This is a genomic window from Streptomyces sp. NPDC026575 (genome assembly GCF_055567415.1).
In genome coordinates this window covers 118,220-143,996 of record NZ_JBVHQM010000021.1, presented here as the reverse complement: position 1 = coordinate 143,996, position 25,777 = coordinate 118,220, and the positions used below count along the sequence as shown (strand labels likewise).

Annotated in this window: 23 protein-coding genes; 15 read left to right on the top strand and 8 right to left on the bottom strand. The window is 71.4% G+C overall.

Annotation, left to right across the window (positions count from 1 at the left end; all coding sequences use genetic code 11):
• The first annotated feature begins 206 nt into the window (after positions 1–206).
• The 8 genes from ACZ4NB_RS27470 to ACZ4NB_RS27435 all read left to right on the top strand — a co-directional run bounded on the left by ACZ4NB_RS27470 (position 207) and on the right by ACZ4NB_RS27435 (position 7,650).
• Entirely contained in the window at positions 207–476 is a 270-nt protein-coding gene (locus ACZ4NB_RS27470; RefSeq protein ID WP_407288398.1) for a YkoF family thiamine-binding protein, read from the top strand.
• Positions 473–853, top strand: coding sequence for a helix-turn-helix domain-containing protein (locus tag ACZ4NB_RS27465; protein WP_467665671.1), 381 nt, complete (start codon positions 473–475; stop codon positions 851–853). Before ACZ4NB_RS27470 ends, ACZ4NB_RS27465 begins: the two co-directional genes overlap by 4 nt.
• A gap of 171 nt (positions 854–1,024) precedes the next feature.
• Complete coding sequence (gene uraD / locus ACZ4NB_RS27460; protein WP_393501397.1) at positions 1,025–1,546, top strand: 2-oxo-4-hydroxy-4-carboxy-5-ureidoimidazoline decarboxylase; 522 nt, start codon at positions 1,025–1,027, stop codon at positions 1,544–1,546.
• On the top strand, positions 1,543–1,971 hold the full coding sequence (gene uraH, locus ACZ4NB_RS27455; protein WP_467665669.1) for a hydroxyisourate hydrolase: 429 nt from the start codon (positions 1,543–1,545) through the stop codon (positions 1,969–1,971). Before uraD ends, uraH begins: the two co-directional genes overlap by 4 nt.
• 7 nt (positions 1,972–1,978) lie before the next feature.
• A complete protein-coding gene (gene pucL / locus ACZ4NB_RS27450; RefSeq protein WP_467665667.1) occupies positions 1,979–2,902 on the top strand; it encodes a factor-independent urate hydroxylase in 924 nt (307 codons plus the stop codon).
• Between the two features lie 83 nt (positions 2,903–2,985).
• Positions 2,986–4,362, top strand: a complete 1,377-nt coding sequence (locus tag ACZ4NB_RS27445; protein ID WP_467665665.1) for a nucleobase:cation symporter-2 family protein — start codon at positions 2,986–2,988, stop codon at positions 4,360–4,362.
• 84 nt (positions 4,363–4,446) lie between these two features.
• On the top strand, positions 4,447–5,832 hold the full coding sequence (locus ACZ4NB_RS27440) for an 8-oxoguanine deaminase (RefSeq protein WP_467665663.1): 1,386 nt from the start codon (positions 4,447–4,449) through the stop codon (positions 5,830–5,832).
• Between the two features lie 297 nt (positions 5,833–6,129).
• A complete protein-coding gene (locus tag ACZ4NB_RS27435) occupies positions 6,130–7,650 on the top strand; it encodes a nucleobase:cation symporter-2 family protein (RefSeq protein ID WP_467665661.1) in 1,521 nt (506 codons plus the stop codon).
• 119 nt (positions 7,651–7,769) lie between these two features.
• Here ACZ4NB_RS27435 and ACZ4NB_RS27430 read toward each other — a convergent pair whose 3' ends face one another.
• The 5 genes from ACZ4NB_RS27430 to ACZ4NB_RS27410 form a co-directional block, all read right to left on the bottom strand.
• A complete protein-coding gene (locus ACZ4NB_RS27430) occupies positions 7,770–8,645 on the bottom strand; it encodes a chitosanase (protein WP_467665659.1) in 876 nt (291 codons plus the stop codon).
• A 111-nt stretch (positions 8,646–8,756) separates the two neighbouring features.
• Positions 8,757–9,332 carry a TetR/AcrR family transcriptional regulator gene (locus tag ACZ4NB_RS27425; RefSeq protein WP_467665657.1) on the bottom strand — a complete coding sequence of 192 codons (576 nt, stop codon included), beginning with the start codon at positions 9,330–9,332 and terminating at the stop codon, positions 8,757–8,759.
• A gap of 176 nt (positions 9,333–9,508) precedes the next feature.
• On the bottom strand, positions 9,509–11,137 hold the full coding sequence (gene aceB / locus ACZ4NB_RS27420) for a malate synthase A (protein WP_467665655.1): 1,629 nt from the start codon (positions 11,135–11,137) through the stop codon (positions 9,509–9,511).
• A 368-nt stretch (positions 11,138–11,505) separates the two neighbouring features.
• The gene (locus ACZ4NB_RS27415; protein ID WP_467665653.1) at positions 11,506–12,084 is read right to left on the bottom strand and encodes a nucleotidyltransferase family protein; all 579 of its coding nucleotides are present in this window, start codon (positions 12,082–12,084) and stop codon (positions 11,506–11,508) included.
• A gap of 157 nt (positions 12,085–12,241) precedes the next feature.
• A complete protein-coding gene (locus ACZ4NB_RS27410; protein WP_467665652.1) occupies positions 12,242–12,466 on the bottom strand; it encodes a hypothetical protein in 225 nt (74 codons plus the stop codon).
• Positions 12,467–12,829: 363 nt separating this feature from the next.
• Here ACZ4NB_RS27410 and ACZ4NB_RS27405 point away from each other — a divergent pair, with 363 nt between their 5' ends.
• On the top strand, positions 12,830–14,701 hold the full coding sequence (locus ACZ4NB_RS27405; RefSeq protein WP_467665650.1) for a serine/threonine-protein kinase: 1,872 nt from the start codon (positions 12,830–12,832) through the stop codon (positions 14,699–14,701).
• Positions 14,702–15,125: 424 nt separating this feature from the next.
• Positions 15,126–15,461: a DUF5955 family protein gene (locus tag ACZ4NB_RS27400; protein WP_467665648.1), complete on the top strand. Its 336-nt coding sequence runs from the start codon at positions 15,126–15,128 to the stop codon at positions 15,459–15,461.
• 17 nt (positions 15,462–15,478) lie between these two features.
• Here ACZ4NB_RS27400 and ACZ4NB_RS27395 read toward each other — a convergent pair whose 3' ends face one another.
• Complete coding sequence (locus ACZ4NB_RS27395; protein ID WP_467665646.1) at positions 15,479–16,282, bottom strand: IclR family transcriptional regulator; 804 nt, start codon at positions 16,280–16,282, stop codon at positions 15,479–15,481.
• A gap of 268 nt (positions 16,283–16,550) precedes the next feature.
• Here ACZ4NB_RS27395 and ACZ4NB_RS27390 point away from each other — a divergent pair, with 268 nt between their 5' ends.
• The 5 genes from ACZ4NB_RS27390 (at position 16,551) to ACZ4NB_RS27370 (ending at position 22,175) form a co-directional block, all read left to right on the top strand.
• Positions 16,551–17,345 (top strand): aspartate/glutamate racemase family protein, encoded by a 795-nt coding sequence (locus ACZ4NB_RS27390; RefSeq protein ID WP_467665645.1) that lies wholly within the window; start codon positions 16,551–16,553, stop codon positions 17,343–17,345.
• A 42-nt stretch (positions 17,346–17,387) separates the two neighbouring features.
• Positions 17,388–18,938: an NCS1 family nucleobase:cation symporter-1 gene (locus ACZ4NB_RS27385; RefSeq protein WP_467665643.1), complete on the top strand. Its 1,551-nt coding sequence runs from the start codon at positions 17,388–17,390 to the stop codon at positions 18,936–18,938.
• A 177-nt stretch (positions 18,939–19,115) separates the two neighbouring features.
• Positions 19,116–20,456: an allantoinase AllB gene (gene allB / locus ACZ4NB_RS27380; protein WP_467665641.1), complete on the top strand. Its 1,341-nt coding sequence runs from the start codon at positions 19,116–19,118 to the stop codon at positions 20,454–20,456.
• Positions 20,453–21,583, top strand: coding sequence for an allantoicase (gene alc / locus ACZ4NB_RS27375; RefSeq protein WP_467665639.1), 1,131 nt, complete (start codon positions 20,453–20,455; stop codon positions 21,581–21,583). The genes allB and alc overlap by 4 nt, the downstream gene beginning before the upstream one ends.
• Before the next feature lie 58 nt (positions 21,584–21,641).
• On the top strand, positions 21,642–22,175 hold the full coding sequence (locus ACZ4NB_RS27370; RefSeq protein ID WP_467665637.1) for a GNAT family N-acetyltransferase: 534 nt from the start codon (positions 21,642–21,644) through the stop codon (positions 22,173–22,175).
• Positions 22,176–22,228: 53 nt separating this feature from the next.
• On the opposite strand, the gene ACZ4NB_RS27365 is transcribed toward ACZ4NB_RS27370, so the two are convergent.
• On the bottom strand, positions 22,229–22,906 hold the full coding sequence (locus ACZ4NB_RS27365) for a thiaminase II/PqqC family protein (RefSeq protein ID WP_467665635.1): 678 nt from the start codon (positions 22,904–22,906) through the stop codon (positions 22,229–22,231).
• 110 nt (positions 22,907–23,016) lie between these two features.
• A complete protein-coding gene (locus ACZ4NB_RS27360; protein WP_467665633.1) occupies positions 23,017–25,695 on the bottom strand; it encodes a beta-N-acetylglucosaminidase domain-containing protein in 2,679 nt (892 codons plus the stop codon).
• Positions 25,696–25,777 lie beyond the last annotated feature (82 nt).

Here is a 25,777-nt window from a genome sequence, read left to right as displayed (position 1 = left end):
CGCTCCAGCAACGCAAGCTCGGTGAACAGGATCGACAGATTGACGTTGAAGCGCGTGTCCGTGAAACCCATAAGGCCGGCGCTCCTTCCGGATAGTGGAACTATTTTTCTGCGTAATGGAACATTGCCTGGCGGGTTCCGAGGCTGTCAAGGGGGCCCCGAAGCAATTTCTGGTGGCCGGGGCGAACCGCGCGTAGGTTGAGCGGCGTGCGATTGAGAGTTGAGTTCACGACGGAGCCGTTCGACCTGGACGAGGCGCCGGCGCATGCGGTGGTGGCGCGCGACATCGTCACCGGCGCCGAGCTGGACGCCGTCGATGTCGGCCCGTTCGGCAATACGGCCGAGGGCGACGCCGATCAGGTGCTCGGCGCGGTGTCCGCGCTGCTGCGCGAAACCCTGCGGGCGGGCGCCACCCGGGTCTCCCTGCAGGTCAACGTGATCGGGGAGGCCGCGCGGGGCGAGGGGGACGCGACGTGACCGAGCCCGCCGACCACCCGTTCGTCCAGGCGGTCAAGCCGCTGGTGGACGCCATGGGTGGACAGATGGTCGCGCCGGACCTGGCCACGGGCGACGATGTCGTGCTGACCTGGGAGGGGCAGGACCGGGTCGCCGTACGGCTCCCGCACCTGTCGGATTCGCTCGATCACATCCTGGCCGAGCTGGAGCGCCGGCACGGTATGCCGCTGGCCGAGCTGGACCGCAAGACCAAGCAGTCGGTGGTGCGGATTCTGGAGGCCCGCGGGGCCTTCTCGGTCCGGCACGGCGTCGAGACGGTCGCGGGTGCCCTTGGCGTCAGCCGCTTCACCGTCTACAACTATCTGAACAGGGAGAATGCCGCGAAGGGCGCCGACTGAGGCGATTCGGACGAAGAACCGCCCCGACCGCCGGAGCCGCCGTCCCGCATCACCCGGACGGCGGCTTTTGTGTCACCGACTTTTCAACAAAGTGTTGACGTGATGTTGCCGGAGGTCTTAGCTGTTTCCAGCCAACCAGAGCTGTCCAGCACCAGGCCACGGAGGCTTCCCGTGTCTTCGAGCAAGACCCCGGGGCTCACCCGGTTCAACACCGCCGACGACAGTACGGCACGGGCCGCACTGCACGAGGTGTGTGCCAGCCGGGCATGGGGGAACAAGGTTCTCGCCCAGCGCCCCTACGCCACCACCGACGCCCTGTTCGCCGCCAGCGACGCCGCCATGGCCGAGTTGACCGCACAGGACCTGGCCGAGGCGATGGCCGGGCACCCGCCCATCGGCCGGCCGAAGCCGGGGGACCCGACCTCGAACCGCGAGCAGAGCGGGATGGCCGGCGCCTCCGACGAGCTCAAGGCGGAGATGCTCGAACTCAACCTGGCCTACCAGGAGAAGTTCGGCCATGTCTTCCTGATCTGCGCCTCCGGCCGTACCGGAGAGCAGATGCGCGATGCGGTCCGTAACCGGATCGACAACACGCCGGAACAGGAACGAGAGATCGTTCGCGTGGAGCTCGGCAAGATCAACCGGATTCGCCTGACCCGTATCGCGGAGCACGCAGAAGGAGACGCAGCATGAGCAGCGAGACGGCTGCACCGACGTCGGTGTCCACGCACATCCTGGACACCAGCGTGGGCCGCCCCGCGGAGGGCGTCGCCCTCACGCTCTCGGTGCGCTCCGGCGACGGTGCCTGGACCGCCCACGGCGCGTCCAAGACCGACGCGGACGGGCGCTGCAAGGACCTGCCGGCGCTGCCGGAGGGCACCACCCACGTACGCCTCGACTTCGCCGTCGAGGAGTACTTCGTTTCCGACCAGCACAGCGTCGCAAAAGAGCACAGCACACACCAGCAAGCCGAGGAACAGCAGGACGCCCCCCGCGTAAGGGACAGCGGAGCCTTCTTCCCGGAGGTGGCAATCACCTTTGCCGTCAAGCCGGGCGAGCACTACCACGTACCGCTGCTGCTCAACCCGTTCGGCTACTCCGTATACCGAGGGAGCTAGCACCGACATGCCCACGATTCTCGGCCAGAACCAGTACGGCAAAGCGGAAAACCGCGTCGTCAAGATCACTCGTGATGGCGACACCCACCACATCAAGGACCTGAACGTCTCCGTCGCCCTCTCCGGCGACCTGGAGGAGGTCCACCTCTCCGGCTCCAACGCCCACTGCCTGCCCACCGACACGACCAAGAACACCGTGTACGCCTTCGCCAAGGAGTACGGGATCGAGTCGGCCGAGCAGTTCGGCATCCACCTGGCCCGGCACTTCGTGACCAGCCAGGAGCCGATCAAGCGGGCCCGGATCCGCATCGAGGAGTACGCCTGGGAGCGGATCGAGACCTCCGACGCCAACTCCCGCTTCATCGGCGCCGACGAGGTCAAGCACTCCTTCGTCCGCCAGGGCCAGGAGACCCGCCTCACCGAGATCGTCTACGACGGTGAGCAGTGGCAGGTCATCTCCGGTCTGAAGGACCTCGTGGTGATGAACTCCACCAACTCGGAGTTCTGGGGCTACATCAAGGACAAGTACACGACGCTGAAGGAGGCATACGACCGCATCCTCGCCACGCAGGTATCCGCCCGCTGGCGGTTCAACTGGACCGACGACGAGCAGCGGATGCCCAACTGGGAGCGTTCGTACGAGCAGGTGAAGAAGCACATGCTGCACGCCTTCGCCGAGACCTACAGCCTCTCGCTCCAGCAGACCCTGTACCAAATGGGTTCGCGCATCATCAACAACCGCTCCGAGATCGACGAAGTGCGGTTCTCCCTCCCGAACAAGCACCACTTCCTGGTGGACCTGGAGCCGTTCGGGCTGAAGAACGACAACGAGGTCTACTACGCGGCGGACCGCCCGTACGGGCTGATCGAAGCCACTGTCCTGCGCGACGGTGTCGAAGCCCGGATCCCGGTGGATCTGACGAACCTCTGAGCGCCTTTGACGCCACGCCGTGCCTCGCGTCCCCTCCCCACCCGACAGCGGGGAGGGGGCGCGGATCCTGAGGGGAACGACCCATGGCACAGCCATCGCACGACCCGCACCACCTTCCGTCCCCGGTCCACCCGGTGGACGAAAAGCCGGCGGCCAAGCGGCTCGTCCCTGCCGCGCTCCAGCACATCGCTGCGATGTACGCCGGTGTCGTCACCCCTCCGCTCATCATCGGCCAGGCCGTCGGTCTGGACGCCGCGGGCCGCACCCGGCTGATCGCCGCCGGCCTGCTCGTCGCCGGGCTCGCCACGCTCCTGCAGACGCTCGGCCTCCGTCGCTTCGCCGGCAACCGGCTGCCGTTCGTCAATGCGGCCAGCTCCGCCGGTATCACCCCGATGCTCGCCATCGCCGAGACCACCGCGAAGGGCCATCAACTCCCCGCCATCTACGGGGCGGTCATGGTCGCCGGAGTCTTCTGCCTCGCGATCGGCCCGTTCTTCGGGAGACTGCTGCGCTACTTCCCGCCGCTGGTCACCGGCGTCGTCATCACCCTCATCGGGGTCACCCTGATGCCCGTGCCGGTCGGTTGGGCGCAGGGCGGCGACGAGCACGCCGCCGACTTCGGCGCCATGCCGAACCTGGCGCTCGCCGCCTTCACCCTCGTGGTGATCCTGCTCGTCCAGCGCTTCACCCAGGGCTTCGTCAAGCAGATCGCCCTGCTGATCGGCCTGGTCGTCGGCACCGTCGCCGCGATCCCCTTCGGGATGGCGAGCTTCGACGGGCTGCGCTCGGCCCCGATCGCCGCACTGCCCACCCCGTTCTCCTTCGGCGCACCGGAGTTCCAGCCGGCCGCGATCCTCTCGCTGTGCCTGGTGATGCTGGTGCTGATGACGGAGTCGGCGGCCGGCATGCTCGCCCTCGGTGAGATCTGCGACCGTCCCACCACCAGCGCCACCCTCACCCGAGGACTGCGCACCGACGGCCTGGCCACCCTGCTCGGCCCCGTCTTCGGCGGCTTCCCGACCAGCGCCTTCGCGCAGAACGTCGGAGTGGTGTCGCTGACGAAGGTGCGCAGCCGCTACGTCGTCGCGCTCGCCGGCGGCACGCTCCTGGTCCTCGGCGCCTTCCCCGTCCTGGGCGCCGTGGTCTCCTTGGTGCCGATGCCGGTCCTCGGCGGCGCGGGTATCGTCCTGTTCGGCTCGATCGCGGTCAGCGGTATCCGTACGCTCGCCGAGGCCGGGCTCGACGACAGCTCGAACATCATCCTGGTCGCGGTCTCGCTCGGCGCCGGTATCATCCCGCTCGCCGCGCCGACCTTCTACGCGGACTTCCCCGCCTGGGCGCAGACCGTACTCGGCTCCGGAATCAGCGCCGGTGCCCTGACCGCGGTCCTGCTCAATCTGTTCTTCCACCATCTCGGCACCCGGAGCTGCTCGACGGTTCCGGCACTCAAATCCTCGTAGGGTCCTGCCGTGCCCGCCCCCGAGCTCCCGGACTCGTCCGAGCAAGGGGGAGCCCCATCGCCACCACAGAGAAGAGGAAGCACGATGGCACCATCGGCAGCCCAGCGCGTCGTCATCGAGAACTGTGCGATCGCGACCGTCGACGCCCAGGACACCGAGTACGCCTCCGGATACCTCGTCGTCGCCGACAACAAGATCGAGTCGATCGGCGCCGGCAAGGCCCCCGAGGGCCTGGAGAACGTGGTCCGTCGCATCGACGCCACCGGCCACCTGGTGACCCCGGGTCTGGTCAACACCCACCACCACTTCTACCAGTGGATCACCCGCGGGCTGGCCACCGACCACAACCTCTTCAACTGGCTGGTGGCGCTCTACCCGACCTGGGCGCGCATCGACGAGGAGATGGTGCACTCGGCCGCGCAGGGCTCGCTGGCGATGATGGCCCGCGGCGGTGTCACCACCGCGATGGACCACCACTACGTCTACCCCAAGGGCTCCGGCGACCTGTCCGGCGCCATCATCAAGGCCGCCTCCGACATGGGCGTCCGCTTCACCCTCGCCCGCGGCTCCATGGACCGCAGCGAGAAGGACGGCGGTCTGCCGCCGGACTTCGCCGTGGAGACCCTCGAAGGCGCCCTGGCCGGCACCGAGGAGACCGTCAACAAGCACCACGACGCCTCCTTCGACGCGATGACCCAGGTCGCCGTCGCCCCCTGCTCGCCCTTCTCCATCTCCACCGAACTGCTCCGGCAGGGCGCGGAGCTCGCCCGCCGGCTCGGCGTGCGGATGCACACGCACGGCTCGGAGACGGTCGAGGAGGAGAAGTTCTGCCACGAGCTGTTCGGCATGGGCCCGACCGACTACTTCGAGTCCACCGGCTGGCTGGGCGAGGACGTGTGGATGGCCCACTGCGTCCACATGAACGACTCCGACATCGCGGCCTTCGCCCGGACGAAGACCGGTGTCGCGCACTGCCCGTCGTCCAACGCGCGGCTGGCCGCCGGCATCGCCCGCGTCCCCGACATGCTCGCCGCCGGTGTCCCGGTCGGCCTCGGCGTCGACGGCACCGCCTCCAACGAGTCCGGCGAACTCCACACCGAGCTGCGCAACGCGCTGCTGATCAACCGCCTCGGGGCGCACCGCGAGGCCGCGCTCAACGCCCGCCAGGCACTGCGCCTGGGGACCTACGGTGGTGCGCAGGTCCTCGGCCGCGCCACCCAGATCGGCTCCCTGGAGCCGGGCAAGCTCGCCGACCTGGTGCTGTGGAAGCTGGACACGCTCGCCCACGCCTCCATCGCCGACCCGGTGACCGCCCTCGTCTTCGGGGCCGCGGCTCCGGTCACGCTCTCCCTCGTCAACGGCAAGCCGGTCGTCGAGAACGGCCGTCTGCTGCACGCCGACGAGGACGCCATCGCCCGCACCACGCGGGCCGAGGCGCAGCGTCTGGCCCGTATCACCGCCGAGGGCTGACCCCCGCGGCGCGGCACACACGGCCGACGCAGCTCACAGACTCGGCCGGGAGGGACGGCTCCCGGCCGGGCTTGTGGATCCGAGCGGGATCCACAAGCGCCGGACCCCGGGGGTGCGGAATCGATCCGTACCCCCGGGCCGCCGGCCCTGGCCACCGTCGTCCACGCGCCACAAGCGCGACCTCTCGCAGCATCGCCTACCAGGCGTCTTCTCGTACCACGCACCACATGGCAAGACCTCCGTGACAGCCTCGCACTCGCCGGCCCCCGGTGACGCAGAAATCGAAGGAGGCCCGCAGTGGCCGCAACTCCCGGGCAGACCCTGGAGGAGGACCGGAAGCATCCGGTCGACGAGACCCTCCCGCCCTTCAAGATGTTCACCAGCGGCCTGCAGCATGTGGCCGCGATGTACGCGGGTGTGGTGGCCCCGCCGATGATCGTGGGGCCGGCCTGCGGGCTGAGCGCCACCGAGACCGCGTTCCTGATGGGCGCGAGCCTGTTCACCGCGGGCATCGCCACCCTCCTGCAGACCCTCGGCTTCTGGAAGGTCGGCGCGAAGCTCCCCTTCGTCAACGGCGTCTCGTTCGCCGGCGTCACCCCCATGGTCGCCATCGGCAAGGCCCAGAGCCCCGACAACGCGCTGCCGATCATCTTCGGTGCGGTGATCGTCGCCGGTGTGCTCGGCTTCCTCGTGGCCCCCTACTTCTCCAAGCTCGTACGCTTCTTCCCGCCGGTGGTCACCGGCACCGTCATCACCCTCATCGGTGTCTCGCTCCTGCCCGTCGCGTTCAACTGGTCCCAGGGAGGCAACTCCCAAGCCCCCGACTACGGTTCCCTGACGAACATCGGAATGGCCGCGCTGACCTTTCTGATCGTTCTGGTGCTGCGCCGGGTGCTGCGCGGCTTCCTCCAGCAGATCGCCATCCTGCTCGGCCTGATAGCCGGCACCCTGATAGCGATCCCCGTCGGCATCACCCACTTCTCCGCCCTCGCCGAGGCGGATCTGATCGGCTTCCCGGCGCCCTTCCACTTCGGCGCCCCGCAGTTCGAGATCGCCGCGATCGTCTCCATGTGCATCGTGATGCTGGTCTGCATGACCGAGTCGACCGCCGACATGCTCGCCCTCGGCAAGATCGTCGACCGGCCGGCCGACGAGCGCACGATCGAGGGCGGACTGCGCGCCGACACCCTCGGCACGGCCATCAGCCCGCTCTTCAACGGCTTCGCCAACAGCGCCTTCGCACAGAACATCGGCCTGGTCGCGATGACCAAGGTGCGCAGCCGCTACGTCGTGGCCACCAGCGGACTGATCCTGATCGTGCTGGGCCTGTGCCCGGTGGCCGCCTCGGTCATCTCGCTGGTCCCGCTGCCCGTCCTGGGCGGCGCCGGCATCGTGCTCTTCGGCTCGGTGGCCGCCAGCGGTATCCAGACGCTGGCCACCGCCGCGATGGAGAAGGGCGACAACGCCCTGATCGTCGCGGCCTCCGTCGGCATCGGCCTGATCCCGATCGCCGCGCCGGACTTCTACCACCACCTCCCCAAGGACCTGCTGGTCGTCCTGGACTCCGGCATCAGCACCGGCTGCCTGGTCGCCATCGCCCTCAACCTCGCCTTCAACCACTTCGGTGGAAAGGCGTCCGGGGAGGGAGCCGACGGGGAGGCGGCGGACGCGGGTACGGCGGAGGGCCGGCCGGTGGCTGACGGGGAGCCGGCCGGGGCGGCGCCCGCCGACGGCCCCGCCGACCCGCACATCCCCCAGCAGCCCGACCGCGGCGCCGTGGACGACAGCGGCGAGCCGGCGGCCGCCCCCGCCCACTGAGGCACCGGGGTACGGACACCTCCTGCGCCTGGCAACGGCCCGTAGGGGAGCGCAACCGCCGCTCCCGTACGGGCCGTTGGGTATTCGGCGCCCGGTGCGGCCGGGGCGCGGACGGCGGGTCAGCCGATGTGGAAGCTGTCCCCGTACACCTTCCAGTCCAGCGGAGTGTGCAGATCGAGGTTGCCGTTCCTGAGGAACACCCGCTGCGCGGTGTCGACCCGGCTGGTGTCGCTGTGCGCCTCCTCCTGCTTCATCGCCCAGACCCGGGCGTCGAGGAAGGCGTTGAGGTAGGTCTTCTCGTCGCCGCCCTGGGCCGGCGGCTTCGCCTTGGCCAGCGCGCGCTTGCGGATGCCGGAGAAGCTGGTCTTGTCGTCACCGTCGCCGTGCATCACGATCGCGTCGTAGTACGCGAACTGCCCCAGCACACCGATGCCGTCGGCCTTGCCCTGCTTGACCGCGGGGTTGAAGTAGACCCGGTCCCGCTCGTCGTTCTGAGCCTTCTGGAACGCGGGGTCCTGGGCGGCCTTCTTCCAGTCCTTGGTGTAGGTGGGGTCCAGCCCCTCGTGCGAGTCGCTGCCGTCCACCTCGCGCAGTGCGGGGAGGTACTTGGCGAGGACGTTGCCGGGCTTGCGCTGGGTGTAGAGCTCGACGAGCTCCAGCATGTCGTGGGTGCCGGAGCAGAAGCCGATGATGCCGCCGGTGTACCCGCGGCCGTCGCCGATGTCCTCGATGTACTTGTACTGGTCCTTCCAGTCCAGTGAGGAGTTCTCCGCACTGGAGACCAGCTGCATGGCGATCTCCTTCTTGGCCGGGTCGTCCAGGCCCGTCGCGGCCCGCACGGTGTGCGGCGCGGAGCCGGTGGCGGCCGGTCGCGGGTGCGGTGCCGGGCCCGCCGCGGCGGCGACGGCGGTGGCCGGTACGGCCAGCAGCGCGAGGCCCAGCGCGATGCGGGTGGCGGTCTTGGGCAGGGCCGTGCCTATCGATCGGGTGCGCATGGAGACAGCCTCCAGTTCGGAGCGAGCCGTGGGGGATTCCCCAATCGTTAGGAAGCTTTCCTACCAGACTCCGGGTGCGGCGTACAGCCGTCGGACCGAGGTGCCGTGCGGTCAGCCCAGCAGTCCGCCGAGCAGCTCGCGGATGCCCGGCCCGGGATCGAAGTCCTCGACGGGGAAGGCGAGTTGATGGAAGACGACACCGTCCATGTAGTCGAGGAGGACCTCGCAGTGCCGACGCGGCGCCGGCGAGCCGAACCGCCGCAGCCAGTCCGCACCCCAGCTCACGACGGCCTCCCGTCCGCGGCTCAGCGCGGGCCGCAGCTCGGGCCGGGCCATGGACTCCAGGTAGAGGGCGAAACGGGCGGCGGTCCTGGCCCGTTCGGGCCCGGTCGCGTACTGCAGGAACCGGCCGACGGCGTCGGCGAGTTCCCCGGCGTCGGCCGGTGCGGCATGCGCGGCGAAGTCCTCCCAGTCGCGGCGCTCCAGCAGCTGCAGATGGCCGAGGATGCCGTCGATCAGCGCCGCCCGGTTGCGGAAGCAGTTCGACGTGGTACCGGACGGAACCCCCGCGGCGGCATCCACGGCCTGATACGTCAGCCCCCGCGCCCCCGCGCTCCCCAGGATCCCGATCCCCGCGTCCAGAACCTGCTCCCGCCGCCGTGCCACCGCGTCCGCCTCTCTCGTCACCTGTTCGCACTACGTTTATAGTGCCGACCCACTGTAGACAGGGTTCCGTGCGGTGCTGTCCGGCCGGCGCGTGCCACCGCGCCCGTGACCAAACGCCCGTGACCAAACGCCCGAAGGGCCCTTCCGCAGCGCGACGCGGCGCTGCGGAAGGGCCCTTCGGCCTCGGTCGAGGGACGTCAGCCCAGCAGCTCGTATGCCGGGAGGGTCAGGAAGTCGGCGTAGTCCGCGTCCAGGGAGACCTTCAGCAGCAGGTCGTGGGCCTGCTGCCACTTGCCGGCGGCGAAGGCGTCCTCGCCGGCCTCGGTGCGGATCGCGGCCAGTTCCTCCGCGGCGACCTTGCGGACCAGGTCCGCGGTGGCCTTCTCGCCGTTCTCGAAGACCACACCGGCGTCCACCCACTGCCAGATCTGGGAGCGGGAGATCTCGGCGGTGGCGGCGTCCTCCATGAGGCCGAAGATGGCGACGGCGCCCAGGCCGCGCAGCCATGCCTCGATGTAGCGGGTGCCGACCTGGACCGCGTCGATCAGGCCCTGGTAGGTGGGCTTGGCGTCCAGGGAGTCGATGGCGATCAGGTCGGCCGCCGCGACGGAGACGTCCTCGCGCAGCCGGTCCTTCTGGTTCGGCTTGTCGCCGAGGACCGCGTCGAAGGAGGCGCGGGCGATCGGGACCAGGTCGGGGTGGGCGACCCAGGAGCCGTCGAAGCCGTCGCCGGCCTCACGGTCCTTGTCGTTCTTGACCTTGGCCAGGGCCTTCTCGTTCGCCTCGGGGTCGCGGCGGTTGGGGATGAAGGCCGCCATACCGCCGATCGCGTGCGCACCGCGCTTGTGGCAGGTGCGGACCAGGAGTTCGGTGTAGGCGCGCATGAACGGGGCCGTCATCGTCACCGCGTTGCGGTCGGGGAGGACGAACTTGGCGCCGCCGTCGCGGAAGTTCTTGACGATGGAGAACAGGTAGTCCCAGCGGCCGGCGTTCAGGCCCGAGGCGTGGTCGCGCAGCTCGTAGAGGATCTCCTCCATCTCGTACGCGGCCGTGATCGTCTCGATGAGGACCGTGGCGCGGATGGTGCCATGCGGGATGCCGACGTAGTCCTGGGCGAAGACGAAGATGTCGTTCCAGAGGCGGGCCTCCAGGTGCGACTCGGTCTTCGGGAGGTAGAAGTACGGGCCCTTGCCGAGGGCGAGCAGGCGCTTGGCGTTGTGGAAGAAGTACAGGCCGAAGTCGACCAGGGCGCCGGGGACCGGACGGCCCTCGAACTGCAGGTGGCGCTCCTCCAGATGCCAGCCGCGCGGGCGCATCACGACGGTCGCGAGCTCCTCGGCGGGCTTGAGGGCGTAGGACTTACCGGACGCGGGGTCGGTGAAGTCGATCCGGCGCTCATAGGCGTCGATCAGGTTGAGCTGGCCCGTGACGACGTTCTCCCAGGTGGGGGCGGAGGCGTCCTCGAAGTCGGCGAGCCAGACCTTGGCACCCGAATTGAGCGCGTTGATGGTCATCTTGCGGTCGGTGGGACCGGTGATCTCCACCCGGCGGTCGTTGAGCGCGGCCGGCGCCTCGGCGACCCGCCAGCTGTCGTCGGCGCGGATCTGTGCGGTCTCCGGGAGGAAGTCCAGCGTGCTGGTCCGGGCGATCTCGGCGCGGCGCTCGGCGCGGCGGGCGAGCAGTTCGTCCCGGCGCGGGGTGAACCGGCGGTGCAGCTCGGCGACGAAGGCGAGCGCGGCGTCGGTCAGGACCTCGCCCTGCCGATCCGGGGTGTGGGCGGGGTCGACTTCGGCGATGGCCAGCGGGGACGGCGCTGGTGCGGACATGAGCTGTCACTCCATTCAGCGGCGGTGCCTGGCGGCCGCCGGTGCGTCGAGCGGCACGGGGTGCCGCGGGCTCCGAGAAACGGTCGCGGGCGCCGTCTGGGTTCAGGGCGCTTCTGACCAGTGGAGACTAGTTTCCTTATTGCGGAACTTCAATGGTTTGTTGATGTCGAGATTCTCAGGGTCGACAGAAGTGGTGATCGATTGGCTCTCGGTGCCACCTCGGTCACTCTCCATTACGCCTGACTCGTCGCCCCGGGGGCGCCCACTGGCCCCGGTTCCGGCCTGTCGCGGCCCGCGTTCGGCCCGTTCCGGCCCCGTGTGCGGCCCGTTCCGGCCCTGCGTCCCGCCCGCCCCGGCCCGGCCGTGCGTCACTCCAGCCGGTGCAGGTCCTCCGGCGTGTCGATGTCGTACGGCTCGGCGATGTCGGCGCACTCCACCAGGGTGAGGGCGTCGGTGTGCTCCTGGAGGTAGGCGCGGGCGCCGCGATCGCCCTGTGCGCTCGCCGCGACGGCCGGCCAGCGGTCGGCGCCGAAGAGCACCGGATGGCCGCGGCGGCCGTCGTACGCGGCGGAGGCGAGCGACTCGCGACCCTTGTACGCGGCGAGCACCCGCGCCACCGCCGCGGCGCCGATGCCCGGCTGGTCCACCAGGGACACCACGACCGCGTCCGCGCCCGAATCGGCCAGTGCGGCGAGGCCCACGCGGAGCGAGGAGCCCATGCCCTGCGCCCAGTCCGGATTGTCCGAGGTGCCGTACGCCGAGAGCTCGGCCCGCGCGCGTACGGAATCGGCGGCCGCGCCCAGCACGATGTGCACCGGATCGCAGCCGCCGTCCCGTAGGACGCGCGCGGCGTGCTCGACCAGCGGCCGTCCCCGGTGGTCGAGCAGCGCTTTGGGCCGGCCCCCCAGGCGCCGCCCGCCGCCCGCGGCGAGCAGCAGGCCGGCCACCCTCCCCTCGGGCCGTGTCGAGGCTGCCGGGACTCCCGGGTCGCGGTCGCCCGTTCCTCCCGGGGGTGCCGGCGGTGTCGGCGGTGTCGGTGGTGCGGGTGGTGTCGGTGCCATGGGGACTGCTTACCTCATGGCACCTCGTGGCGCGGCCCGTTGGTCAGGCCGCGTCGTCCGACGCCCGCGGGCGGGGGATGTTCGGCCGGAACCGCTCCCGCAGATGATGCGTGCGCTCCTCCACGCGGCCGCGCTCGGCGACGTAGCGGTGTATGTGCTCCAAGGTGATCTCCGACGCATCGGACAGCCCGTACGCGTGGCAGATGAGCTGTACGACGCTGACGCCGCGGCGGTCGGGGCCGGTGCCGGGGCCGGTGTCGGGCTCCATGGCGTTCTCCGATTCAGTGATATGCCGGATATTTTCCCTGGAAGGAAGAATGCTCCACTCTGCCCCTGCATACGCATCGGTTTCCGTACGCCCATGCCAACGGGTGCCGGTGGGAACGCACGTGCTGACGCATGATCAGGCGGCCGCCCGGGCATCGCGGGGGGCGTGCGCCGGTGGTCGCGGAACGGCCCGGAAAGGCCGTCAAATCCGGGAGCGAAACCGGCTCTTCGGACATGCGTGACGTACGCCCACCGGCGATGTCACGGTGCGGCGCCTGGCCGGATAAGGTTCTGCCCCGTTGCGGACAACATGGCTCCCCGCCCCTCTGGCGGGCGGAGCCATTCTTCTGAGTCGGGGGACGTCGTGGTGAACAGTGTGGGCTCTTCCGGGATCTTCCAGCCGCTGGAAGGCGACGACCCGCGGTCGATCGCGGGCTACCGCCTCACGGCGAAGCTCGGCTCCGGCGGCATGGGCAAGGTCTATCTCTCCTACACGCCCGGCGGCCGCCCGGTGGCCATCAAGGTGATCCGCCCCGAGTTCAGCGAGGACAACGAGTTCCGACGCCGCTTCAAGCAGGAGGTGCAGTCCGCGCAGCGGGTGCAGGGGCTGTTCACCGCGCCGGTCATCGACAGCGACGCCGAGGGCGCCAGCCCCTGGCTCGCCACCGCCTACGTCCCCGGTCCCTCGCTGGCCGCGGCGGTCGCCGAGCACGGCCGGCTCCCGGTCCCCACCGTGCTGCTGCTGGTCGCCGGCATCGCCGAGGCGCTGCAGGTCATCCACGGCGCCGGCATCGTGCACCGGGACCTGAAGCCGTCCAACGTGCTGCTGGCCGCCGACGGCCCGCGCGTCATCGACTTCGGCATCGCGCGCGCCGCCGACGCCACGTCCCTGACCAGCAGCGGCGTCACCGTGGGCACCCCCACCTTCATGGCGCCCGAGCAGGCCGCGGGCAGCACCATCACCCCCGCCACCGACGTCTTCGCGCTCGGCCAGGTCGCGGCGTACGCGGCCATCGGCACCCCGGCGTTCGGCGAGGGCACCTCGCACGGGGTGCTCTACCGCATCGTCCACGAGGAGCCGGATCTGTCCGGACTGCCCGAGGAGCTGCGGGAGTTGGTCACCCGATGCCTGGCCAAGGACGCCTCCGAGCGGCCGTCCGTCTCGGAGGTCATCGAGCTGTGCGGGGCGGCCTCCGGCCAGACGCAGCTGCGCCGCCCCGAGGAGTGGCTGCCCACCGCCGTCGCCGCGGACATCACCACGCGTGCCGCGGCGCCGGCGCCCGCGCAGACGCCGCCGCCCCCGCTGGAGGCGCCCACCGCGGGCGCACCGGCCCAGCCGCCGACCGTGCCCGCGCAGCCGCCCACCCAGCCCGCGCAGCCGCCGTCCGCACCGGCCGTCCCGCCGGTGGCCACCGAGCTGAACCACCCGCAGACCCCGCCGCCCGGCTTCGGGCCCGCGGCCTACGCGCCGACCGTCGGCGCCACCGCGCAGAGCGCGCCGATGAACGCCGGCCCGGCCGCCACCGGCCCGACGGCGACCGGCCCCACCGCCGCCTACCCCGCCGCCGCGGTGCCGGCCCCCGAGCCGCCGAAGAAGAAGCGCAAGGGGCTGATGACCGCTCTGGTGCTGGTCTGCCTGCTGGCCTTCGCGGGTGCCGGCGGCGGTGTCGTCTACGCCTTCATGAAGGACAGCGGCAAGAAGACCGACGACCGGGCCGCCGACGGCAAGAAGGGGACGAACAGCGCCGCGTCGCCGACGCCCGCCGGGGACCCGACGGCGACCCCCGGCGGCGAGGAGAGCAACTCCCCCGCCGCCCCCGCGCAGGACCCGACTCCGGTCGACTACAAGGGCATCAACCTGCCCGACGAGTACCACCTGTCGATGGCCGACGAGCCGGTGCAGCCGAGCAACTCGGACACCGACACCGACGTCGACTTCTCCTACGACGACAACAGCTACTCGGACGACCAGGTCGCCACCGAGAACGGCAAGCTGGTGCTGCTCACCCCCGGCCAGGAGGGCTCGCTCGAAACGTGCCGTAGCGAGACCCGGTTCACCGAGACCATCCTGACCAAGCAGCTCTCCAAGGGCGCGCAGATGTGCCTGACCACCGACTACGGCCATGTCGCCCTGATCACCTTCAAGGGCTACGCGCCGAAGTCGGACCCCAGCAGCTACATGACCGTCGACGTGCGGGTCTGGCGCAACGCGGTGCAGCCCAAGGAGAACTCCTGAGCGTCGAGTGCCTGGGCCCCTGGGCCCAGGGCACTCCCTGAGGGATGCGCCCCCCGGCAGACCGTATGTGGTCTGGCGGGGGGCGCATCCCTTAGGGGACGCCGCGCACATGTACCCGCCCACCCCCCGTAGGGGGGTGGGCGGGAGGGAAAAAACAAAAGGGGCGGCAAGCGGCAACCGCCCGCCGCAACGGCCCCGTTCACCCGGCACCCTGGCGGACGACCCGGTGGTTCCCCCGGAACAACCTGGTGGTTCGCCCCGGAACACCCCGATGGCGTGCCCCGCGGCAACCCCGCGGCCCGTCTCCCCGGCAACCCCGTGTCCCACCCCCGGAACAACCCGGTGATCCGATTTTTTCGCTCTCCGTATGGCGCGGGCAGCGCAGAGTGGCGTTAACTGTCCCGCATTGCGGAGGGCAACGGCCATGGAGGACGCCGTCGTTGTGGAACAGCTGCAGGAGGATCGACGAGTGACCGGGGTCGACGGCGACCCACGGGTCCAGGAGCTGCGCGGGGCGGTGGCCCGTCTGCGTCGCCAACTGGCCGTGCTGCCAGCCGAGTTACCGGACCGGGCGGCCGCCGATGACGAGCTGGCCGCACTGGACGCGATGGTCAGCCACGGGCTGCCGGAGGTGCCCCGGCTGCGCCGTTCGCTGCTGCTGATCGCCGGGGCGGTCGGCTCGGTGAGTGCGCTGTCGCCCGCGCTCACCGAGGTGCGCGAGCGCATCGACGGCTTCGGGGAGCTGCCGCGCGGCCGGTGAGCGGGAGCGCGCGCCGGCTACGCCGGCGTCTGGTTCGCCAGTGCCACCGACAGCTGCGCCGCGACGTCCTGCAGCACCGGCACGATCTTGTCCGTGGCGGCCTCCGTCACGCGCCCCGTCGGGCCGGAGATGGAGATCGCCGCCGAGGTGGGGGAGTTGGGTACGGGTACCGCGAGGCAGCGGACGCCGATCTCCTGCTCGTTGTCGTCGACGGCGTAGCCGAGCCGGCGGACGTCGGAGAGCGCCTCCAGGAAGCGCTCCGGGTCGGTGATCGTCTTCTCGGTCGCGGCGGGCATGCCCGTACGGCCGAGCAGTGCGCGGACCTCCTCCGGCGGGTGGTCGGCGAGCAGGGCCTTGCCGACGCCGGTGGAGTGCGGCAGCACCCGGCGGCCGACCTCGGTGAACATCCGCACCGCGTGCCGGGAGGGGACCTGGGCGACATACACGATCTCGTCGCCGTCGAGAAGCGCCATATTGGCCGTCTCGCCGGTCTCCTCCACCAGGCGGGCCAGATAGGGCCGGGCCCACGTCCCCAGCAGTCGTGAGGCGCTCTCGCCGAGCCGGATCAGCCGCGGGCCGAGCGCATAGCGTCGGTTGGGCTGCTGGCGTACATAGCCGCAGGCGACGAGCGTGCGCATCAGGCGGTGGATGGTGGGCAGCGGCAGTCCGCTGCTGGTGGACAGCTCGCTCAGGCCGACCTCGCCGCCGGCGTCGGCCATCCGCTCCAGCAGGTCGAAGGCGCGCTCAAGGGACTGGACGCCGCCGCTGGCGCCTGCGGGCTTGGCTGCGGCGGCGGAGGTGCTGGCGCTGGACGGCGGCACGTCGCGTTCCTTTCGGGGCGGGTCGGATCGGTCTCGGCTGGGGCTTGCGGGCGCCGGGCCCGACCGGAGCAGCCTACCGGTCCCCTCACGTTGACACACGGTCTCTCGCACACTCGTTCGCGCCGGTCAGGCCCTCCTTGTCCCAGGGTGCGAGACGTCGGTCAGGCTCCTAGCCGCGATCTCTTGACGGTGCCAGTGGCCGTAGCTACGTTCTGCTGCGCGAAACCTACTGTCCATTCTGTGGAATCCTCCAAATTGCTGGAGTGTCATGCGCATTCTCGTCATGAACCCGAACACCACGGCTTCCATGACCGACTCGATCCGCGCCACCGCCACCGCGGCGGCCGCCCCGGGCACCGAGATCATCGCCACCGAACCCCTGTGGGGCCCGGAGTCCATCGAGGGGCACTTCGAGGGCTATCTCAGCGCCGCGGCCGTACTGGACCGGCTCGCCACCCTCGACACGGCCTTCGACGCGCTGGTCATGGCCGGATTCGGCGAGCCGGGCCGGGAGGGCGCCCAGGAGCTGCTGGACGTACCCGTACTGGACATCACCGAGAGCGCCGCCCAGATGGCGATGATGCTCGGCCACGCCTACGGCGTCGTCACCACCCTCGACCGCGCCGTACCGCAGATCCAGGACCGGCTGCTGACGGCCGGGCTGCTCCAGCGCTGTGCCGCCGTCCGCGGTACCGGGCTCGGCGTCCTGGAGCTGGAGGAGGACCCGGAGCGGACCGTGGCGGTGATCATCGAGACCGCCCGCGAGGCCGTGCGGGCCGGTGCCGAGGTGATCTGCCTGGGGTGCGGCGGGATGGCCGGGCTCCAGGAGAAGGTCGCGGCCGCGCTCGGGGTGCCCGTGGTCGACGGCGTCGCCGCGGCGGTGAAGTTCGCCGAGGCGGTCGTCGGACTGCGGCTGGCCACCAGCAAGGGGCGCAGCTTCGCACCGCCCCGCCCGAAAGCCATCGGGTCCTGGCCGCTGAGCAGGCATCTGCGGCCGTACCAGGGGCGCGCCGAAGGCGCTCTTCGTAACACCGAATTTTCCGTACAGACATCAGACATCTGATAACTGACCCCTAAGCTCCACCCGATCTGCCTGGGAGGACACGTGAAAACCCCGTCACCGCAGCCCCTGCGGCCGGACCCGCGGCTCTTCAACGAGGACCTCGCGCCGGCCCCCGAGCGCAAATGGGGCACCTACAGCATCTTCGCGCTGTGGATGTCCGACACCCACGCGATCAGCAACTACGCCTTCGCGGCGAGCCTGTTCGTGCTCGGCCTGCCGGCCTGGGAGGTGTTCCTCGCGCTGCTGGTCGGCATCTCGATCGTCTACTGGCTGATGAACCGGATGGGGCACGCGGGCCACCGGACCGGCGTTCCCTACCCGGTGCTCGCCCGCGCCAGCTGGGGCGTGTACGGCGCCAACATCCCGGCCCTGCTGCGCGCGATCATGGCGGTGGCCTGGTACGGCATCCAGACCTGGCTGGCTTCGACGGCCGTCGTCCTGCTGACCCTGCAGATCGCGCCCGGTCTGGAGGCGTACCACCACAACTCGGTGCTGGGGCTGTCCACCCTGGGCTGGATCGCGTTCCTGCTGATGTGGGGGCTGCAGGCCGTCCTGCTGACCCGGGGGATGGAGTTCATCCGCAAGGTCCAGGACTTCGCGACCGGCCCGGTGGTCTGGCTCGTGGTGCTGGCGCTCGCGGTGTACCTGGTCGTCAAGGCCGGCGGCGATATCTCGCTGACCCGCAGCATCACCGGCCTCAGCGGCTCCGAGCAGGTCGAACAGAGCCTGATCGCGGTCAGTCTGACCGTGGCCACCTTCCTGACCCTGGTCCTCAACTACGCCGACTTCGCCCGCTTCACGCCGGACCACCGCTCCTACCGGCGCGGCAACCTGATCGGGCTGCCGGTGAACTTCACCGCCTTCGCGGTGGTCGCCGTGCTGGTCACCGCGGGCACCATCGCGGTCTTCGGCGAGGCGATCTACGACCCGGTGCGGGTGATCCAGAAGATCGACAATCCGGTGGTCACCGTCATCGGCGCGCTGTCCTTCATCGTCGCCACCATCGGCATCAACGTCGTCGCCAACTTCGTCTCACCCGCCTACGACTTCGCCAACCTCGCGCCGAAGTATCTGGACTTCAAGCGCGGCGGCATGATCACCGCGGTGCTGGCCGTCGTCGTGATGCCCTGGAAGCTGTACTCCTCGGCGCTGGTGATCCAGTACTTCCTGGGGGCGCTGGGCGCCTTCCTCGGCCCCCTGGTGGCGATTCTGCTCGTCGACTACTACCGGGTGCGGCGCGGCCGGATCGATGTGGACGCGCTGTTCTCGGCCGATGCCCGGGGCGCGTACTACTACCGCAGGGGCTACAACCCGAAGGCGGTGATCGCCTTCCTGCCGGCCGCCGCGGTCGCCGCCGCACTCGCCCTGGTCCCGGCCTTCGGTGTGGTGGCGCCGTTCTCCTGGATCTTCGGAATGGCGCTCGCCGGCGGGCTCTACGCGCTGGTCCGCCGCGGTGACCGGGTCGCTTCGGATGCCGGGCCGATCCCTGAGGACATCATCCCGTCGCAGGTCAGGACGGCTGCCGGTGAGCAGCCGGGGATCGTGCGGGGGGCCGGTGCGGCGGCCGCGCCGGTGGTCGCGGAGGGGTCTTGACGGGCCGGGATCCGGCATGAAGACTCATTCAACAGACTGTTGAATTCCGAATTCCGCATTCCGTTCCGATGCCCGCGTGCGGTGCGGAAGGCGCGCCCGGGGCGCCGCGGCCCCGGTGGCCGTGCGCCTCCCGCGCCGCCGGGCAACGATGAAGACACGATACGAGGAGGGGACCGGGTGTCCGAAAGAGAGCTGGTGCTGCGCTCCACGCGCGTCGTCACCCCGCAGGGGACGCGCGCCGCGACCGTCACCGTCAAGGACGGCAGGATCGACGCGGTGCTGCCGCACGACGCCGAGGTACCGGCCGGGGTGCGGGTCTGGGACTTCGGCGACGACGTCCTGCTGCCCGGTCTCGTCGACACCCACGTCCACGTCAACGACCCCGGCCGCACCGAGTGGGAGGGCTTTTGGACCGCCACCCGCGCGGCCGCGGCCGGCGGGATCACCACCCTCGTGGACATGCCGCTCAACAGCCTGCCGCCCACCACCACCGCCGCCCACCTCGACACCAAGCGCGAGGTCGCCCGCAGCAAGGCCCATATCGACGTCGGTTTCTGGGGCGGCGCCATCCCCGGCAACGTCAAGGACCTGCGTCCGCTGCACGACGCCGGGGTCTTCGGCTTCAAGTGCTTCCTGTCCCCCTCGGGTGTGGAGGAGTTCCCCGAGGTCGACCAGGAGCAACTGGCCACCGCCCTCGCGGAGATCGCCGGCTTCGACGGCCTGCTGATCGTGCACGCCGAGGACCCGGGCCACCTGGGCGCGGCCCCCGTGCCGCACGGCCCCAAGTACGCCGACTTCCTCGCCTCCCGCCCCCGTATCTGCGAGAACGACGCCATCGCCGGACTGATCGTGCTCGCCCAGCGGCTCGACGCCCGGGTGCATGTGCTGCATCTGTCCTCCAGCGACGCGCTGCCGCTGATCGCCGCCGCCCGGCGCGAGGGCGTCAAGATCACCGTCGAGACCTGTCCGCACTTCCTGACGCTGACCGCCGAGGAGGTCCCGGACGGCGCGACGGAGTTCAAGTGCTGCCCGCCGATCCGCGAGGCCGCCAACCAGGACGCGCTGTGGGAGGGCCTGGCCGACGGCACCATCGACTGCATCGTCTCCGACCACTCGCCGTCCACCGCCGACCTCAAGACCGCCGACTTCGGCGCGGCCTGGGGCGGCATCTCCTCCCTCCAGCTGGGCCTGCCCGCCATCTGGACCGAGGCCCGCGAACGCGGCCACTCCCTCGACGACGTCGTGCGCTGGATGGCCACCGCCCCGGCCGCGCTGGTCGGTCTCCACCAGAAGGGCGCCATCGAGCCCGGCCGGGACGCCGACTTCGCCGTCCTCGCGCCCGAGGAGACCTTCACCGTCGACCCGCAGGCCCTCCAGCACCGCAACAAGATCACCGCATACGCCGGCAGGACCCTGTACGGCGTCGTACGGTCCACCTGGCTGCGCGGCCGGCAGATCAACGACGGCGCCACCCTCGCCGAGCCCACCGGCGAACTCCTGGAAAGGCCGCGCGCATGACCACCGCCGACCTCCCCCGCTACACCGGCGACGCCAGCCCCTACCAAGGCGGCGACCCCTACGCCGACTACCGCACCCCCGGCGCCACCGGATTCCCCTTCGCCCACCTCCCCGACCTCGCCGACCGCCGGCTGGGCGCGGGCGTGATCGCCGCCAACGACGAGTTCTTCGCCGAGCGGGAGAACCTCCTGACGCCCGAGCCCGCCCACTTCGACCCCGATGCCTTCGGCCACAAGGGCAAGATCATGGACGGTTGGGAGACCCGCAGACGGCGCGGCACCGACGGCGCCCACCCGTTCCCGGCGGACGAGGACCACGACTGGGCGCTGATACGCCTCGGCGCACCCGGCGTGGTCCGCGGCATCGTCGTCGACACCGCCCACTTCCGCGGCAACTACCCCCAGTCCGTCAGCGTCGAGGGCGCCTGCGTGGAGGGCTCGCCCTCGCCCGCCGAACTGCTCGCCGACGACGTCGTATGGACCCCCCTCGTCCCGCGCACCGCCATCGGCGGACACGCCGCCAACGGCTTCGCCGTCCAGGCGGAGCGGCGCTTCACCCACCTGCGGCTCAACCAGCACCCCGACGGCGGCGTCGCCCGCCTGCGCGTCCACGGCGAGGTCGTCCCGGCCCCCGGCTGGCTCGCCGCGCTGGGCACCTTCGACGTCGCCGCGCTGGAGAACGGCGGCCGGGTCGAGGACGCCTCGGACCGCTTCTACTCCTCGCCCACCCACACCATCCAGCCCGGCCGCTCCCGCAAGATGGACGACGGCTGGGAGACCCGGCGCCGCCGCGGCACCGGCAACGACTGGGTGCGCTACCGCCTCACCGAGCAGTCCGTGATCCGCGCGGTGGAGATCGACACCGGCTACCTCAAGGGCAACTCGGCGGGCTGGGCGGGCCTGTTCGGCCGCGACGGCGAAAGCGGCGAGTGGCGCGAACTGCTGCCCCGTACGCGGCTGCAGCCCGACACCGTCCACCGCTTCCTGCTCGACGACGCCCCCGCCGTCACCCACGCCCGGATCGACATCTTCCCCGACGGCGGCATCGCCCGCCTGCGGCTGCACGGCTCGCTCACCGAGGAGGGCGCGCGCCGACTGACCGCCCGCTACGGGGAGTTGAGCGGCTGACGCCGTCTCACCCGGTGGCCCCGACCGCCGCGTCGGGGCCACCGGGCATGATGAGGGGATGACAGGGAACACACCTTCCGCGGCGCCGGCGGTGATACGGCTCTCGCATTACACGCCCGCCGACCAGAGCGAGATCCTCGGGGACGGCGCCGACCCGTTCGGTGTGGCGGAGGTCGGCCTGACCTGGCTGCCCAAGGAGGAGCACTTCGCCATCCGGCAGGACGGCCGACTGGTCGCGCACGCGGGTCTGCTGCCGATCCCGGTCTCGGTCGGCGGGGAGGAGACGCGGTGGATCGGCGTCGGCGGGGTGGCCGTCGCGTCCGACCTGCGGGGGCGGGGGCTGGCACGGCGGGTCGTCACGGCAGCCGTGGAGCACGCCCGGACGATGGGGCCGCGCTACGGACTGCTCTTCTGCCGCCCGCCGCTCGTCGCCCTGTACCAGCGGCTGGGCTTCCACCTCCTCCACGGGGACGTACAGGTCGAGCAGCCCGAAGGGCCCGTCGTCATGCCGCTGCGGACCATGTGGACGCCGCTGCGGGAGGGCGTGCGGCCTCCCGCGGAGCCGGTGCGGCTGCTCTCGCTGCCCATGTGAGCCGCGTCCGGCGGGCGGCGCCGGGTGCCGTCGGGCGTCCCCGGGCAGAGCGTTCAATCGCCGACCGAGTTCCAGAACATGAGTTCATACGCCTGGAGGAGCCGACCGTAGCGGTGTGCCGCGGCCGGCCGGGCCTGGCCGGTGTCGAGGCCGTGCTGCACCGCCGCCCGGGCCCGCTCGTGGACGGCCGGCGCCGGTTCGGCGAAGAAGCCGAAGAAGGCGCGGGCCGCGTCCGGGAAGGCGTAGTGGTCGCGCATCGCGGCCTCGACGACGCGGCAGCAGCCGCCCCAGGCGGCGAAGTTGGCGGTCAGTGCGATCGCCACGTCGGTCGGCTCGGCGCCGAGGGCGAGCCGCGCCGCGTAGGACGGGTATGCCTGGCAGCCGGGCCGCGGCTGGTAGCCGGCGATGTCGCGTGCCGTCAGTCCGCAGGCGTCCGCGAGCCCGGCCAGCTGCTTCAGGGCCAGCGCCTCCCCCTGAGCGAGCAGGTCGAAGAAGTCGGCCACGGGCGGGTCGCCGTCCGCCCGCCGCGCCAGATGCTGGAAGCTGAGGCGGTCGGCGGTGATCACCTGGTGCTGTTCGAGGGCGAAGGTGGCGAAGACGGAGCGCGGTGCCTCGCCCGCCTCGATCCGCGACACCAGCCGGTTGGCGCCGTCGTCCGGGGCGAGCTCGCGCACGGCGTCGTCGAGCACGGCGGCCGCGGTCGGCCGGGGGGCGTCGGGGTCGGGTCGCATGGGACGGTCTCCTCCGTGCGGGGGCGCGAGGCGGTGCCGGGCCCAGATTAGGCACCGGGACGCCGCCCGCGCGGGTACCGAACCGCGCCCCGGCGCCCCGGCGCCTCCGCTCAGCGCAGAATCACCTCATTGACCGCGGGTGCCGCCGTCCGGCTCCGCCACAGCAGCCGTACGCCCTCGATCGCGCCGTCGCCCGCCGCCAGGCGCGTGTAGGCGCCGGTCAGCGTGCCGAGCGGGCGCCAGACACCGCCCCTGCGGACCTCGACGCCCGCCTCCCCGGACGGTGCGCCCTGCGGCCGCAGCACCGTCACGGACCGCGCCGAACGGGGCGCGTCCGGTGTGAACTCCAGCGCCTCACCCGGCCGGGCCGCCCGCGCCGCCCGGTAGGCGGTCGCCGGGTCCTGGTCCGCCGCCGACCGCAGGGCGCTGCCCGGTGCGGCGGGCGGGTCGCCGGCCACCGCCACCCGATCGGCCCCGGCGACCGTGAACTCCCGCACCACCAGCCAGTTGTCCTGCGCCTGCGCGGCCCGCGCGCGCAGGTACCGGGCGGTGGTGCCGGCCGGCGGTACGACGCGCACTTCGGGTGTGGCGTCGAAGGCGGCCAGCCGCCGCCAGGTCCTGTTGTCCGAGGAGTACTCCAGCACGCCGTGGTGCAGATAGTCGTCCGGGCTGCCGCTCTTTCCCATGCTCAGGGTGACGGTGCCCAGCGGGCGCTCGGCGTGCAGATCCACCGCGACAGACGAACCGGCCCGCGGCGCCGCGCCGCTCCAGAAGTACGTGGCGTCGTCGCCGTCGGTCATCCGGGAGACCGCGTTGTCCTGATAGACCGGCAGATCCGTCGACGCCCTGGGGCGGCCGACGACGCCCAGCGCCTTGTCGTGCGCGGCCAGGGCGTCCTCGACGAAGGCGTCCAGCACCCCGTCGGCCACCAGCACCGGAATCCTCTTGCCGGTCATGTCCACATACACGAACGAGCAGGCGGTGCGCACCAACTCCGGTACGCGCTGGCGCAGTTCCCAGGCCCGCGCGTCGTCGCCCGCCTTGGTGGCCTCGATCAGCCGGAGGGCGGTACGCGCCGCGACGCCCCAGGCGTGCGCCGCGTCCAGCCAGGGCGCACCGTCCTCGACGAAGCCCCGGTCGGGCAGCCGGTCGCGCAGCACCGCCGGCGCGTCCTGGAGGCCCCGCAGCGTCGCGTCCAGCCGCCGCGCGTCCCCGCCGCGACCGAACTCCTCGACGGCGGCGGCGAGTTCGGGAGCCTGCCGGGGGTTGAGCGCGGAGGAGTAGTTGGCGTCGGCGAAGGCCCGCAGCGCCCGTGCCGTACGGGCGTCGCCACCGGCCAGCTCCTCGATCGCCGCGCCCCAGGAGGCACCCGCGTCATAGGCCGCGTCGTTCCACGCGTAGTCGGCCACCGTGTACAGCGCGAGCTTGGACGCCGCGGGCTGGATCATCGGGTTCGCGGTGATCCCCGCCAGCTGCCCGGGCAGTCCCTTCTCGCGGCCGCTGAACGGCCCGAGCAGCAGCCGGTTGGTCACATAGTCGTTGACCGGGTAGTTGTCCCAGGTCAGGATCGGGTGCCCGAAGACCTCCCGGGCCCGCCGGGCCTGGGCCACGGTCATCGTCGGCGCGATCACCCCCACGCCCGTCCACTCCACCAGCACATCGCCGTCCAGCCGGGCGGCCAGCGCCTTCTTGTACGGGGTCGGCTCGACGTCGTAGTACTCGGTCGGCACCATCTGCAGCGGCCGGGCGCCCGGATGCCGGGCGACGAACTCCTGGTTGACGCGGTTGAGCAGATGCGCCTGCGCGGTCCCGGCCGCCCCGCCGCCGGTACCGAACCGGTCCTTGTCCGCCGCGCAGTTCCAGTCCGTGTAGCTGATGTCGTCCAGCGGCACGGCGAAGGTCCGTACGCCGATGTCCCACAGCGTCTGGAACTTGGCGGTCAGCGCCCGCAGATCGGCCTCGGAGCTGTAGCAGACGGAGAGCCCGGGAGAGAGCGCGTAGCTGAACTCCACATGCCGCCGGCGCGCCCGGTCCACCAGCTCCTTGAGCTCCGCGAGGCGGTCGGCGGGGTAGGGGTCGCGCCACTTCTCCCGTAGGTAGGCGTCGTCCTTCGGCGAGTAGACGTAGAGGTTCATCTTGTGCTCGCCGTAGAAGTCGAGCTGGTCGAGGCGGGCCCGGTGCGACCAGGGGGTGCCGTAGAAGCCCTCGATGACACCGCGCAGCGCGGTGGCCGGCCAGTCGCGTACGGCGGTGCCCCGCACCTGGGCGCCGGGGCGGTCGCGCCGCGGGAGCAGCTGCCGCAGCGACTGCGCGGCGTAGTACGTGCCGGTGGCGTCCTTGCCGGCCAGTGCGATCCGGCCGGCGCCGACGGCGAGCGCATAGCCCTCGGCGGGCAGTCCGCCGGTGCCCCGCGCGCCCAGGTCCCGCAGCGCCGATGCCGCGCCCGCACCGTCGACGTAGACCGTCAGCCGCCGCCCGGCCGGTGCCCGGTCGGCCCGTACGACGTGGTCCGCGCCGGCGTCCCTGAGCGACTTCGACACCACCGCCAGCGCCGCGGCGTCGGCCTTCGGACCGGCGACGACGGTCACGGTCGGGGTGATGGTGACCCGGTCGGAGCGGGGGCGGACGGACTGCGGGGCGGGGGAGACGGCTCCGGCGGGTCTGTCCCGGGCCTCCCGGGCGGGGGCCTGGCGTCCGGCGGCGCCCGGCGGCCCCGACATGCCCGTCAGGGGGATCATGGCGAGAGCCAGGGCCAGCGCGGTGGCCGCCGCGGTGCGCGTACGGTGCATCCTTCGGTCCTCCTCGTGCGACGGGGTACGGGGTGGAGCCTGCTGCGAACGCCTTGCGGCAGCAGGCTCCACCCCGTGGCCG